We start from the raw sequence: 12,922 nt of genomic DNA on the forward strand, positions 1-12,922 counted from the left end.
CAAATTTAATGCTTATTCCTTTAATTTTGCTTTATAATTAATAGTCGATTCACAAATAATCTGGCCTGATCGGGACACATGTTAATTCGTAAGTTATTTAAGTTTGAAAATGCTCATATTGTGCGTAACTGCACTTCAGACCGCTGTAAACGTTCAATACACGGCCATAGCTATAAAGTTGAGCTGTTACTTAAGGCAACGAAATTAGATCATGGTCAAATGGTCTATGATTTTGGCTTGCTAAAAGGTGTGATTAAAGAAATTTTTGATTCTTTCGATCATGCGATCTGTTTCTGGCAACAGGACAATCCGGATTATATTCAGGCCTGCCAAAACTTCAGTGCACGCTGGGTCTCTTTACCGGTGTCGCCATCTGCCGAGCAGTTTTCCCGTATTTTCTTCTTTTTGGCACAGCAGGTGCTGGCCTCAACCATCACCCAGAATGGTGAAGGTGATGTTGAAGTCTATTCGGTAATTGTGCATGAAACCGATACCGGTTATGCGCAAAGCTTTTTGGAAGATATTGAAAATGAACAAATGGGACGGCTTGCCTTGGATCAGATCGAGTTTTCAGCGCAGGTGCGCGCGGAATGGTCAGATCCAGAGATGTATGAAAAATTGAAACAGGGTATTAAATTCCAAAACCCAAGCGTAGATTTACAGGTTAAACTCTAATACACACATCCTGACATGGATATAAAGGATTTAATACAGGTATGTCTTTAACTGAACAGCAACACGCGCAACTGGAGAAGGTTCAGTTAGATGCGAGCTGGAAATATGCCCTGAGCGATTTTTTGCTGGGTGAGAAAATGGATGCCTTAAAAGCGTTCCTACTCGAAGAAAAACAAGCCAATAAAGTGATTTATCCACCAAGTGGCTTAATTTTTAATGCACTAAATGCCACGCCGCTGGAGCAGGTCAAAGTCGTTATTCTGGGCCAGGATCCTTATCATGGTCCAAATCAGGCACATGGCCTGAGCTTTTCTGTACAGAGAGGGGTTGCATTACCGCCATCTTTACGTAATATTTTCCATGAGTTACATACCGACTTGGGGCTAGATATTCCCAAGCATGGCGATTTAACCCGTTGGGCGGAACAGGGTGTGCTGCTGTTAAACAGTGTCCTGACTGTTGAGGCTGCACAGCCAACATCGCATCAGAAGCGGGGCTGGGAAGAATTTACAGATCATGTGATTGATGTCCTAAATGAACAGCGTGAGCATATTGTGTTCATTTTATGGGGTGCCTATGCACAGCGTAAGGGACAACGCATTGATCCGAATAAACACTTAATCTTGAAAGCCGCACATCCGTCGCCGCTGGCGGCAAACCGTGGTGGTTTTTTTGGATGTAAAGTGTTTTCAAAAACAAATAATTACCTGAAACAACATGGCATTGAGCCTATAGACTGGCAGCTGGACGCATGACACAAACTCCCGTATTGAAACAGTATCATCCCGATTTAATTGTTGAAGAAGCACAAAATGGCTGGCGTATTGTTCGTTTGAATCGCCCAAAGTCGTTGCATGCACTGGATGAATCTATCGTGACTGCTTTACTGGAAGTCTTTCAGGACTTTCATACGGATGAGCAGGTGAAAGCCATTTGGCTCGATTCCACTACACCAAAAGCCTTCTGTGCCGGTGGTGATGTGCGCAAACTGCGTCAACTGGTGATTAATGACGAAGTTGAGGCCGCCAATAAATTCTTTGAACAGGAATATGCGCTGGATTTGTTGCTGCATAACTATGCCAAGCCGGTGCTGGTTTGGGGTGAAGGTTATGTGATGGGCGGTGGTTTGGGTCTGTTTATGGCAGCACCATTCCGTCTGGTAACCCCACATTCACGTCTGGCGATGCCGGAAATTAATATTGGTCTTTATCCAGATGTAGGTGCATCGCGCTTTCTGGCAGATCGGGGTGCTATTGGTCTGTTCACTGGTTTAACCGGTTCGATTATGACTGCCGCCGGCGCTTACGGAATTGGCTGGGCCACACATATCTGTGATGTCGCACGTGATGTGGTGTTGGACCGGATGATTAATATTGACTGGGATCATTATCCGGCCGGGGATTTCCGTGCTATTGATGATACCTTAAACAGTATGCACCGTCCGGTTGGACCGGGGCCATTACAGAATTCGTTGGATGTGATTCATAGCGTGTGTCGTGGTGTCAACTTTGAACATGACTATGAAGCAATTGTCGGTCTAAGTGATGCGCGTAGTGACTGGTTGCGTCAGGCCAGTGAAAACCTGCAAAAAGGTTCACTGACAACTGCAGCCCTAAGCTGGTTATTATGGCAATGGGGCAAACAGGTGCATTCATGGAATGAAGTGTTTGAACTGGAAACCCAGATTTCGGCCTGGAAAATCAATCATCCTGACTTTGTTGAGGGTGTGCGTGCCCGTCTGGTCGATAAGGATTTATCTCCAGAGTGGAAGCAGGGCGCTGATCGCAGTCTGAAAGGTATTCTGGCTGATGATCCACCGGTGACGTCAATTCAAAGCTGGAATGATCTACTGAAACGTCATGGTGTTATCAGCTGATTTATGTCTGATGTAGAAGCTTATTCTGATGAATACTGGATGCAGCATGCTGTTGAGCAGGCTGCATTAGCGGCCTCGCAGGGAGAAATTCCTGTCGGGGCAATTTTAGTCAGTCGGAACCAGATTATTGGGTCAGGCTATAATGCGCCCATTTCCTTGAATGATCCTACTGCGCATGCTGAAATTCTGGCGATTCGTCAGGCCTGTAGCCACATTGCAAATTACCGTTTGCCGGAAGATACCACGCTCTATGTCACGCTAGAGCCGTGTACCATGTGTGTGGGTGCGCTGATTCATGCCCGGGTAAAACGGGTAGTATTTGGTACCACCGAGCCGAAAGCCGGTTCTCTGGTTAGTACACGCCAATTGCTGGACAGTGGCTATTATAACCATCTGTTTGAGTTTGAATCGGGCTGTTTACAAACCCAGTGTGCAGCCCAGTTGAGAGATTTTTTCAAGCTGCGTCGTGAGCAGAAAAGACAGCAAAAATTACAACAAAAGTCCTTAAATGATCAGAATCTTTAAAGCATTTTCCTCTACACTAAGCCGTGTACGTGATTGAATCCCTTTAGGAACAATAAAATGAACGCTATTCAAATTAAAAAAGAATTTAATGCGCCTGTAGCACAGGTATTTGAATTAATGTCGAAACATGCCACCTATAACACCGCTTTTGCACCTTTGCAGGTTAAGCGTGTCAAGGATTCCGCTGATCCTGAACGCCCGGATGGTGTGGGTTCAGTGCGCCGGATGGGTTTTGGCCCGGTTAAGCCTTTGCAGGAGCAGATTACGGTGCTTGAGCCAAATCAAAGGATTGAATATAAAATTATTAAAAATCCGTTGGTGAAACATCATTTGGGCGTGATTGAATTTGAGCCTGTGGCAGAAGATAAAACCCTGGTGACCTACCGGATTGAGCTGCAGGCACGCGCGCCTTTTGTCAGTAAACTCATTCTTGCTCAGTTGAAAACTGGAATTAAAATCGGTTTAAGTAAACTGGCTAAATCTGTATAAAAATCTGTAAATATGTCTGGAAACGCAATGACAGTTCAAATTATTACCATTGATGGGCCAAGTGGCTCGGGTAAAGGTACGCTTGCCGCCAAACTGGCTGCACATTATCAATTTCACTTGCTGGACTCAGGCGCGTTGTATCGTCTGCTCGGGCTGTCATTGCATAAGGCAGATTTGCTGGAAAGTCTGGGTAGCGAACTGGGCAAATGCATCGAAATTGCAACAAATTTAGACATCAAATTTCAGAGCACAGCAACCGGCACTCAGGTCATGCTGGATGGCGAAGATGTCAGCCAGACCATCCGTACCGAACGTGTCGGAGAATATGCTTCAAAAGTAGCAGCAATTCCGGAACTTAGAACGGCATTGTTGGCCCGTCAGCGTGCTTTTGCCCAAGTGCCGGGGCTGGTAGCCGATGGTCGTGACATGGCCACCTCCATTTTTCCTGAGGCACAAGCCAAAATTTATCTGACTGCATCGGCAGAGTCGCGCGCGCAAAGACGTGTAAAACAGTTGCAGGGTATGGGGCTGGATGCTAAAATAAACGACATTTTAGCTAATATCGAAGCTCGCGACAAACGAGATATGGAGCGCGAAGTTGCTCCACTCAAGCCAGCGGTTGATGCTTACATCATTGACAGTTCAGATTTGAACATCGATGAAGTCTTTCAACTGATGACACGTTATGTCGATCAGCAGTTAGCAAACTAAATTTATTCAGCGAATGCATAGCTTGATCAGTTTTATACGGACTATGTAAACGCTTAACTAAACCGGCCTTGTCTGATCCAAGACCGCTGACTTTATCGGAAATATCATGACCGAATCTTTTGCAGCCCTCTTTGAAGAAAGCGAATTAAACCTCAACGTTGAAAAGGGTGCTGTCATCCAAGGCGTTGTAGTAAGCATCGACTCTGATTGGGTAACAGTTGACACTGGCCTTAAATCTGAAGGTATTGTTGACCGTGCTGAATTCTTAAATGAACAACGTGAACTTGAAGTTCAAGTTGGTGATACTGTTGATGTTGTTGTTGAAGCTCTCGACAACGGTATGGGTCAAACAGTTTTATCACGTGAAAAAGCGAAACGTGCTGAAACTTGGACTAAACTTGAAAAAATCTTTGAAGACGGCGAAATCGTTACTGGTGTTATCTCTGGTAAAGTTAAAGGCGGTTTCACTGTTGACATCGGTCCAGTTCGTGCGTTCTTACCAGGTTCTTTGGTAGACACTCGTCCTATCCGTGACACAACTCACCTTGAAGGTAAAGAGTTAGAATTCAAAGTTATCAAGCTTGACGCTAAACGTAACAACGTTGTTGTTTCTCGTCGTGCTGTTATGGAAGCTGAATCTTCAGCTGACCGTGAAGCGCTTCTTGCTCAGCTTGAAGAAGGTCAAACAGTTACAGGTACGATCAAGAACCTTACTGATTACGGCGCGTTCGTTGACCTTGGCGGTATCGACGGTCTTCTTCACATCACTGACATGGCTTGGAAACGTATCAAGCACCCATCAGAAGTTGTTGAAGTTGGTCAAGAAGTTACTGTTAAAGTACTTAAGTTTGACAAAGAACGTAACCGCGTATCTTTAGGCCTGAAACAATTAGGCGAAGATCCATGGTTAGCGATCATGAGCCGTTATCCTAAAGGTTCTATCGTTAAAGCTCGCGTAACTAACTTAACTGACTACGGTTGCTTCGCTGAAATCGCTGAAGGCGTTGAAGGCTTAGTACACGTTTCAGAAATGGACCACACAAACAAAAACATCCACCCATCTAAAGTTGTTCAGATCGGTGACGAAGTTGACGTTATGGTTCTTGAAGTTGATGAAGAGCGTCGTCGTATTTCTCTTGGTATCAAACAAACTCGTGCTAACCCATGGGAAGAGTTTGCTAAGAACCACGACAAAGGTGAAAAAGTTTCAGGTACAATCAAGTCAATCACTGACTTCGGTATCTTCATCGGTTTACCAGGCGGTATCGATGGTCTAGTTCACTTGTCTGACATCTCTTGGAACGAACAAGGCGAAGAAGCGATTCGTCGTTACAAGAAAGGTGACACTGTTGAAGCGGTTATCCTGTCTGTAGATGCTGAAGGCAACCGTATCAGCCTTGGTATCAAGCAATTGAACAGCGATCCATTCAACGATTTCTTAGCTGCTAACGAACGCGGTGCGCTGGTTAAAGGTACTGTAACTGCAGTTGACGCGAAAGGCGCGACTGTTAAGTTAGCTGACGAAGTTGAAGCAACTCTGAAAGCATCTGAAATCAACCGTGATCGCGTTGAAGATGCAACTAAGTTCTTAGAAGTTGGTCAAGAAGTTGAAGCGAAAATCATCAACGTTGACCGTAAGTCTCGCTCTATCAACTTGTCTATCAAAGCGAAAGACGAAGCTGAAGAGAAAGAAGCAGTAGCTAACTTACGTCAAGCAACAGCTTCTCAAGACAATGGTCCTAAGACTATTGGTGATCTGATCAAAGCTCAGATGAACCACTAAGTAGCTGTGGAAAAGTATGATTAATGTAATTTAACTCTTACTTTTTACACAAATACTGTAAACGGTAGCGTAGTATTAACTTATTGCGCTACCGTTTTGTATTTAAACAGGTTATTATCGGTTTTAAGTTAAAGTAGCTTGATAATTAAAGAGGTCGCAGATGACTACTGAAGCACTTAATAAGTCTGACTTAATAGAGCGAATTTCCCTAAAAAATCCACATTTAGCGGAACCTTTAGTTGAAGAAGCTGTTAAGATTATGATTGATCAAATGATTGAATCACTGTCTGCAGATAACCGAATTGAAATTCGTGGATTTGGTAGCTTTGCATTACATCATCGTGAGCCACGTGTAGGTCGTAACCCGAAAACGGGCAAGTCAGTTAAAGTGGCGGCAAAAGCGGTACCTCATTTTAAACCAGGTAAAGCATTGCGCGATGCAGTGAACGCATCTGCAGAGAAATAATTAATTTATATCCTGAGGTGTGTTTATGCGTTACGTCTTAGTCGCATTATTGATTGTACTGTTTGGCTATTCATTGGCTCTGGTTTTACAAAACGGGACCGAGCTGTCGGTTGACCTTTTGTTCACTCAAGTTCCAGCCATGCGTTTGGGGTTATTGTTATTACTGACCCTGGCACTGGGTGTTGTTGTTGGACTTTTACTGGGTGTGCAGATTTTCCGCGTATTCCAGACCAACTGGGAAATCAAGCGACTGCGTAAAGATATTGACCATCTGCGCAAAGAGCAAATTCATACGGCACAGTTGGCAGCGGCTGAGGCGGCTGCAAATACACGCCATGAAAAAACGGTAGTCGATATTCATCCGAATGATCGTTCATCTACACCTTTATAGTGGACGCTTGAATAAAGTTGAATGGCTTTTTTGAGGTCTGCAACTTGAAATATTTAACGCTTAAGAGCTGATCTCCTAAGCGTTTTTTTATGCAGCCATGTTTTGAAACGCTTAGTTTAATCCATAAGGTTTTATAAATAAGCAGTTTAATTTAACTGCTTTGCTTATATTCAATAAAATTCACTTGGTTGCCAGATTTGAAATTCGTATAATGCTTTAATTTTGTCAGTTTTAAGGGTCTTCTCATGAGTATTATCGTTGCTTTAGATGCAAAAAGTCATTACGACGCAATGACAATTGCCGAGCAGCTAGACCCAGCCTTATGTCGGGTTAAGGTCGGTAAAGAGCTGTTTACCCATGAAGGGCCAGCAGTGGTCAAAGCACTGCAAGATAAAGGCTTTGAAGTTTTTCTGGATTTAAAATTCCACGATATTCCTAATACCACAGCTCAGGCTGTATGTGCGGCAGCAGACTTAGGGGTGTGGATGGTGAATGTGCATGCCTCTGGCGGCCGAAAAATGATGGAAACCTGTGTAGAGCGCTTAAAAGCAGGGAATTACAATACCCAGCTTATTGCTGTGACTGTTTTGACCTCAATGGGTCGTGAAGATTTACGTGATATCGGTTTAGATATTGAGCCATTTGAACAGGTGAAGCGTTTAGCTGCCTTAACCAAAGACAGTGGTTTAGATGGTGTGGTTTGTTCAGCGCAAGAAGCCAAGATGCTACGTGAAAGCTTGGGTCAGGAGTTTGCTCTGGTAACGCCGGGGATTCGCCCTGAAGGTTCAGCTGCAGATGACCAGAAGCGTATCGTCACGCCTAAACAGGCGATGCTGGATGGTTCTACACATCTGGTGATTGGTCGCCCAATTACCAAGGCGGAACATCCTCGTCAAATGCTTAAAGATATTCTAGCGACGTTGTAATCTCCCTAAACCCCCCTTTTCCAAAGGGGGACTCCTCCCTTTGTAAAGGGAGGTTGGAAGAGGTTAAATCTAAATCACTGCCAGAATACTGACCACGATAGGTGCCAATACTGACAACACAAAACCACTGACCATGGCATGAGGAATAAAGTCATTGCCACAGGCCTGTTTCACCATTGGTAAGGTCACATCCATCGCTGTAGCGCCGGCAGAAGAAATGGCCGCACGCGGATAACGCCAACCAATCAGATACATCAGCACAATCGCAAAGATTTCGCGGAATAAATCATTCATCAGGGCAATACTGCCCAGTTCAGCTGTACGCAGTTCACTAATTACAATCCCGCTCATGGAATAAAAGCCATAGCCTTGCGACAGCATGATCAGATCTTTTAGGGAAATGTGTGATAGCCAGAATAAGCAGAACAGCGCCCCTAAAATCGAGCCAACAATACAGCCCACTGGCACCAGCAGGATGTTCCAGTTTAACCAGGAACGGTCAAGCGGTGCGCGTGCGAGATCAAAGCCAATCATCAGCATAAAGACCAGCAATAAATGCCAGGTACTAATATGTAAATTGAGCTGCCAATATTCACTGCCCAGATAAAGCAGATAACCAGCGGCTAAAGCAATGAAGGCATAACTGATATTGAGTAAGGATTGTAGTACCAGACTAAAGGATACGCGTCCTTGGCTGGGCTGAAAGCCGGCCCATTTAAACAGGCCATAACAGCAGGCGAAAGCACCGAGACTGGTGCTAAATGAAATCAGCATTGCGCTGGTTAAAATACGTTCCGGTTGAGGGATTTGGTTTAAAGTCTGGGCAAATTCAAGTGAAATGGCGATCAGTAGAATATAGCTGAAATAAGGTAACAGTTTCAGCATAAGCTGTTGCAGCCAGCGGGGAAACCGGGCTGCAAAGGCATAGCCGAGATAGAGACAAAATAGTAGCTGGAAAATAAGCCAAAAGGATTGCATCTATACTCGCCTAAAATCAATTCCTGCTTATTATGCCTGAATTAGCTGGCCAGCTGTTGTTTTGCACGTTTATTCAGTAAGCGATAATCAGCCGGATTCACTTTCTGGGTTTTTAACCAGTATTTCCAGGTATAGGTCGGCCAGAGGGCAAAGTTTTTACCGCCATCTTGCTGATACCAGCTGACACAACCGGATTGCCAGATGGTCCCGGCCAGCATCTCCTGAACATAACGGTTATAGTCATCATGAACCTGATCTTTAATGACTATGGCATCGGTCTGGGTACGTTCGACCAGCTTGATCATCTGCAAAATATAGTCAACCTGTGCCTCAATCATAAACACTACGGAATTATGCGCCAGCACGGTATTGGGGCCTAGCAGCTGGAACAGGTTGGGAAAGCCTTTGGTGCAAATGCCATAATAACTTTCGGCGCCATCTTTCCAGGCCTGTTTCAGCTCCACGCCATGTTCACCGACACAATCAAACGATTTCAGATAAATGCGCGGATCGGTAATAAAACCGGTGCCATAAATCAGACAATCAATTGGGCGTTCTTTGCCATCTTTGGTGATGATGCTGTGTTCAGTCAGCTCCTGAATGGCATCAGTCACCAGTTCGACATTGGTGCGATTAAAGGTCGGATAATATTTATTGGAGACCAGAATACGTTTACAACCCATAATATAGTCAGGAATCAGCTTGGCGGCGATGCGTTTGTCCTTGACCTGATATTTTAAAAAGGCTTCGGCCAGTTTCTGGGTATATTTCATTACCCCTGGTTTTACAATCGGCACCACGCGGGATTCATTGGACCAGTACAGGCGGGCGCGGTGCAGTTTTCTAAACCAGTCAAACTTTTTAAACAGCTTTTTTTCAAGCTGGCTATAGAGTCGTTCATCGCGTGGAATCACCCAGGCGGCGGTACGCTGAAATACATACAGCTGTCTGGTTTGTGGGGCAATTTCCGGAATATATTGAATGGCACTGCCGCCAGTACCAATTGAGGCGACATTTTTACCGTTTAAGTCGTATTGATGATCCCACTGCGATGAATGAAAGACCTTGCCTTTAAATTTTTCGATCCCCGGAATATGTGGAATTTGCGGCACATGCAAGGGTCCGGAGGCAAATACCACGTATTGGGCAATTAGCTTGCGCTGCTGATTGAGCTGTAAATGCCATTCGCAGTCCTGTTCCTGATAATGCGCAGACAGGACTTCAGTCTGAAACTGGCAATAATCTCTGAGCTGGAACTGATCGGTCAGGCCCTGAATATAGGCAAAAATCTCTGGCGCTTCGGCATAGCGTTTTGACCAGTCGGTTTTGGGCGCAAATGACAGGGAATACATATGCGATTGCACATCACAGGCCGCACCCGGATACTGGTTTTCCCGCCAGGTACCACCAACCTCATTGGCTTTTTCCAGAATAATAAAATCGGTGATCTGTTGCTGCAGCAGGCGAATGGCCATCGCCAAGCCACCAAAACCGGCACCAATAATGGCAATTTTAGTTTTTTGAACGGCATGATTTGTAGAAAAATCATGATTTGACAATGCATCATGCATAGTTGTATATCCTTTTCTTTTTATTTCTATGATTAGCATATAAGCGGATCAGTGCAGATGCCATGATAGCACTGACAAAAAAATTGATATTTTCGGCAATTTAAAAATAGTGAATGATATAGTAAAACAGATACACAGACGTGACTCAAGCGCCCCTATGAAACGATCCATTCTCGGTCTCATGTACTTAATTCAAGGTATGCGAAATGCCGGAATTGATGTGGATGAGCGTTTGCAAAGTATCGGGCTGCATGCAGATGCGTTAGATGCCAGTTCGGTGATTCATCCGCGACTGGAACTGGATATTCTGAAGATTATTGGCGCCGGGGTGCGACCTGAGCAGGGTATTTTTATTGGTCAGCATTATGCACTGGCCGGTTATGGTCCCTTGCTGATGTTACTGGTAACCTCTGACACCATTGCGACCGCGATTGAAAAAGGCATTCAGTATCAGGGGTTGACTCATCTGACGGGGCAGCTAAAGCTGAAACATGAAGCAGATCGGGTGGCGCTGCAATATCTGCCGAATGATCTGGATAGCGATTTGGGTATGCTGCGGGCGCAATGTGAAATTTCCGGGACTTTCAAGTTTATTCAGGATCTTTACAAGATGATGAGCCTGAATGTGCCGCAAATCCGTATTGAACTGCCATTTGCACGGCCAGATCAGGCACAGGCCCTGGCGGCTTATCATGACTATTATGGTCATGACTTGTGTTTTGGCCATGACCATGCAGCGTTCTGGTTCGAGCAGTCGGTGCTGGAAGTGAAAATTCCATCCGCTGATTCAATTACCTTCAAGACCTTTGAAGAAAAGTGTATTGAAGAGCTGCAGCGCTTAAAACTGGAAGATCAGGCACCGACCTTGGTGCAGCGGGTCAAAGATTATCTGGAATTGCAGCAGGGCGTGATGCCGACTATGGCAGAAACCGCGCAGGCCTTACAGATTCCAGAACGTACCTTGCGGCATCAGTTGCAGCAGTTGAACACCAGTTATAAACAGATTCGTGAAGATTTAATTAAAGACAAGGCATTGAGATTAATTGAATATCAAGCTTATTCAATTGAAATGATTGCAGAGTTACTGGGTTATTCAGAACCTGCAGCTTTTAATCATGCCTTTAAACGCTGGTTTGGACAAAGTCCGCGCCAGTATGGGAAATAGCCTAAGCATTTTAAACCCAAAGTGGTATATTGTGCGGCGGTTATCTTCGTTATCATTTATTAACCCCAAAAGTACTGAATAATATGTCTGACTTCAACTCATCCCACAACACAGCATATACTCCATTGTCTCCGGCAGAACGCTATGCACAGGCGTTGGCGTCGGGGCAGTTCATGCCAGATGAAGCACAGGCCGAAGCGGTACACGAGCTGGATCGGGTGTGGCAAGAGTTAATTCAGCGTTATAAAGCCTCGAAAAAGGCCTTTCGCCGTTTTCGTCGTCAGACATCTCCGCGCGGTGTGTATATGTGGGGTGGGGTTGGACGCGGTAAAACCTGGCTGATGGACCAGTTCTATGAATCAATTCCGTTTCGCCGCAAAATCCGTATGCACTTCCATCACTTTATGCAGCATGTGCATCGTGAACTGAACAAACTGTCAGGGCAGCGTAACCCGCTCGATACAGTGGCTGACCAGATTTATAAAGATGCGGTGATCATCTGTTTTGATGAATTCTTTGTATCTAACGTGACCGATGCCATGATTCTCAGCGACCTGTTCCAGAAGCTGTTTAATCGCGGTATTACTTTGGTGGCCACCTCAAACATCGCGCCAGATGGCTTGTATAAAAATGGTATTCACCGTGACCGCTTTATTCCAACCATTGAAATGGTGAAAAAGAACTGTGCCATTTTAAATGTCGATGCAGGAGTGGATTACCGTTTACGCGTGTTAAAACAGGCGCAACTGTTTAAATCACCGCTGACACATGATCATAATGTCTGGATGGCGCAGCGTTTTGATGCGCTGACTCATACCCAAACCCATTCGGATGAGCCCATTACCATCAACAACCGTTTAATTGAAACGGTGGCGCATACTGAAGATGTGTTGTGGTGTGAATTCTCGGAAATGTGCCTGAAACCGCGTAGCCCAGCTGACTATATTGAAATTGCCAACCTGTACAATACCGTGCTGGTCAGTAATGTGCCGCATTTAACCGATTATCTGGCCGATGGTACACGCCGTTTTATTTATCTGGTCGATGAGTTTTATGATCGTGGCGTAAAGCTGCTATTAACCTCAGAAGATTCGATTATTGAACTTTACCAAGGTGAAAAACTGGCCTTTGAAATTGAACGGACGCGTTCACGTTTGCTGGAAATGCAGTCAGATGATTATTTACATGCAGCGCATCGTCAGATTTCAGCTGCGGGTGCATCGACTGAAGCGTCTTAATTGTGTGATTCATAGAGATCGTTTCAATTTAGCGATCTCTAAATCCATCTTGTAATTGGCGTGTTGAATCCGTTCATTGGATGGGTTGTATTGCTTCTGGACCTCATCAGAGAAAGGGGTTTCTTCAC

Annotated in this window: 14 protein-coding genes; 12 read left to right on the plus strand and 2 right to left on the minus strand. The window is 44.9% G+C overall.

Annotated features, from left to right (window positions below):
* The first annotated feature begins 78 nt into the window (after positions 1-78).
* The 10 genes from FTU50_RS09300 to pyrF all read left to right on the plus strand — a co-directional run bounded on the left by FTU50_RS09300 (position 79) and on the right by pyrF (position 7,842).
* Positions 79-675, plus strand: a complete 597-nt coding sequence (locus tag FTU50_RS09300; RefSeq protein ID WP_005177512.1) for a 6-carboxytetrahydropterin synthase — start codon at positions 79-81, stop codon at positions 673-675.
* Positions 676-716: 41 nt separating this feature from the next.
* The gene (ung, locus tag FTU50_RS09305; RefSeq protein WP_180054546.1) at positions 717-1,430 is read left to right on the plus strand and encodes a uracil-DNA glycosylase; all 714 of its coding nucleotides are present in this window, start codon (positions 717-719) and stop codon (positions 1,428-1,430) included.
* Positions 1,427-2,551, plus strand: a complete 1,125-nt coding sequence (locus FTU50_RS09310) for an enoyl-CoA hydratase/isomerase family protein (RefSeq protein WP_005177517.1) — start codon at positions 1,427-1,429, stop codon at positions 2,549-2,551. Before ung ends, FTU50_RS09310 begins: the two co-directional genes overlap by 4 nt.
* Positions 2,552-2,554: 3 nt before the next feature.
* Positions 2,555-3,076: a tRNA adenosine(34) deaminase TadA gene (gene tadA / locus FTU50_RS09315; RefSeq protein ID WP_180054544.1), complete on the plus strand. Its 522-nt coding sequence runs from the start codon at positions 2,555-2,557 to the stop codon at positions 3,074-3,076.
* A 57-nt stretch (positions 3,077-3,133) separates the two neighbouring features.
* Complete coding sequence (locus FTU50_RS09320) at positions 3,134-3,565, plus strand: SRPBCC family protein (protein ID WP_180054542.1); 432 nt, start codon at positions 3,134-3,136, stop codon at positions 3,563-3,565.
* Between the two features lie 27 nt (positions 3,566-3,592).
* Positions 3,593-4,276: a (d)CMP kinase gene (cmk, locus tag FTU50_RS09325; protein ID WP_180046258.1), complete on the plus strand. Its 684-nt coding sequence runs from the start codon at positions 3,593-3,595 to the stop codon at positions 4,274-4,276.
* 106 nt (positions 4,277-4,382) lie between these two features.
* A complete protein-coding gene (gene rpsA, locus FTU50_RS09330) occupies positions 4,383-6,059 on the plus strand; it encodes a 30S ribosomal protein S1 (RefSeq protein ID WP_005177527.1) in 1,677 nt (558 codons plus the stop codon).
* 160 nt (positions 6,060-6,219) lie between these two features.
* Positions 6,220-6,525 (plus strand): integration host factor subunit beta, encoded by a 306-nt coding sequence (locus tag FTU50_RS09335; protein ID WP_005177533.1) that lies wholly within the window; start codon positions 6,220-6,222, stop codon positions 6,523-6,525.
* 25 nt (positions 6,526-6,550) lie between these two features.
* Positions 6,551-6,916 carry a lipopolysaccharide assembly protein LapA domain-containing protein gene (locus FTU50_RS09340; protein WP_180054540.1) on the plus strand — a complete coding sequence of 122 codons (366 nt, stop codon included), beginning with the start codon at positions 6,551-6,553 and terminating at the stop codon, positions 6,914-6,916.
* Positions 6,917-7,161: 245 nt separating this feature from the next.
* Positions 7,162-7,842, plus strand: coding sequence for an orotidine-5'-phosphate decarboxylase (gene pyrF / locus FTU50_RS09345; protein WP_160243264.1), 681 nt, complete (start codon positions 7,162-7,164; stop codon positions 7,840-7,842).
* A gap of 69 nt (positions 7,843-7,911) precedes the next feature.
* Here the strand turns inward: pyrF and FTU50_RS09350 are convergent, their stop codons facing one another.
* Together FTU50_RS09350 and FTU50_RS09355 are read right to left on the minus strand one after the other, a co-directional pair.
* Complete coding sequence (locus FTU50_RS09350) at positions 7,912-8,820, minus strand: lysine exporter LysO family protein (RefSeq protein WP_180054538.1); 909 nt, start codon at positions 8,818-8,820, stop codon at positions 7,912-7,914.
* A gap of 41 nt (positions 8,821-8,861) precedes the next feature.
* Positions 8,862-10,391, minus strand: a complete 1,530-nt coding sequence (locus tag FTU50_RS09355) for an NAD(P)/FAD-dependent oxidoreductase (protein WP_160241354.1) — start codon at positions 10,389-10,391, stop codon at positions 8,862-8,864.
* A gap of 157 nt (positions 10,392-10,548) precedes the next feature.
* Between FTU50_RS09355 and FTU50_RS09360 the strand changes: the two genes are divergently transcribed.
* Entirely contained in the window at positions 10,549-11,556 is a 1,008-nt protein-coding gene (locus tag FTU50_RS09360; protein ID WP_075166796.1) for an AraC family transcriptional regulator, read from the plus strand.
* 83 nt (positions 11,557-11,639) lie between these two features.
* Positions 11,640-12,794 (plus strand): cell division protein ZapE, encoded by a 1,155-nt coding sequence (gene zapE, locus FTU50_RS09365; RefSeq protein WP_005177549.1) that lies wholly within the window; start codon positions 11,640-11,642, stop codon positions 12,792-12,794.
* The last annotated feature ends 128 nt before the right edge of the window (positions 12,795-12,922 follow it).

This window comes from Acinetobacter sp. YH12112, assembly GCF_013418945.1.
In the GTDB taxonomy this organism is placed as follows: Bacteria; Pseudomonadota; Gammaproteobacteria; order Pseudomonadales; family Moraxellaceae; genus Acinetobacter; species Acinetobacter indicus.

What these genes read in the sequence shown, in the direction of transcription:
- FTU50_RS09355 (WP_160241354.1), bottom strand. Translation starts at nt 10,391, where the DNA reads ATGCATGATGCATTGTCAAATCATGATTTTTCTACAAATCATGCCGTT.
- FTU50_RS09335 (WP_005177533.1), top strand. Translation starts at nt 6,220, where the DNA reads ATGACTACTGAAGCACTTAATAAGTCTGACTTAATAGAGCGAATTTCC.
- cmk (WP_180046258.1), top strand. Translation starts at nt 3,593, where the DNA reads ATGACAGTTCAAATTATTACCATTGATGGGCCAAGTGGCTCGGGTAAA.
- rpsA (WP_005177527.1), top strand. Translation starts at nt 4,383, where the DNA reads ATGACCGAATCTTTTGCAGCCCTCTTTGAAGAAAGCGAATTAAACCTC.
- tadA (WP_180054544.1), top strand. Translation starts at nt 2,555, where the DNA reads ATGTCTGATGTAGAAGCTTATTCTGATGAATACTGGATGCAGCATGCT.
- FTU50_RS09320 (WP_180054542.1), top strand. Translation starts at nt 3,134, where the DNA reads ATGAACGCTATTCAAATTAAAAAAGAATTTAATGCGCCTGTAGCACAG.
- FTU50_RS09300 (WP_005177512.1), top strand. Translation starts at nt 79, where the DNA reads ATGTTAATTCGTAAGTTATTTAAGTTTGAAAATGCTCATATTGTGCGT.
- FTU50_RS09360 (WP_075166796.1), top strand. Translation starts at nt 10,549, where the DNA reads ATGAAACGATCCATTCTCGGTCTCATGTACTTAATTCAAGGTATGCGA.
- zapE (WP_005177549.1), top strand. Translation starts at nt 11,640, where the DNA reads ATGTCTGACTTCAACTCATCCCACAACACAGCATATACTCCATTGTCT.
- ung (WP_180054546.1), top strand. Translation starts at nt 717, where the DNA reads ATGTCTTTAACTGAACAGCAACACGCGCAACTGGAGAAGGTTCAGTTA.
- FTU50_RS09350 (WP_180054538.1), bottom strand. Translation starts at nt 8,820, where the DNA reads ATGCAATCCTTTTGGCTTATTTTCCAGCTACTATTTTGTCTCTATCTC.
- FTU50_RS09310 (WP_005177517.1), top strand. Translation starts at nt 1,427, where the DNA reads ATGACACAAACTCCCGTATTGAAACAGTATCATCCCGATTTAATTGTT.
- pyrF (WP_160243264.1), top strand. Translation starts at nt 7,162, where the DNA reads ATGAGTATTATCGTTGCTTTAGATGCAAAAAGTCATTACGACGCAATG.
- FTU50_RS09340 (WP_180054540.1), top strand. Translation starts at nt 6,551, where the DNA reads ATGCGTTACGTCTTAGTCGCATTATTGATTGTACTGTTTGGCTATTCA.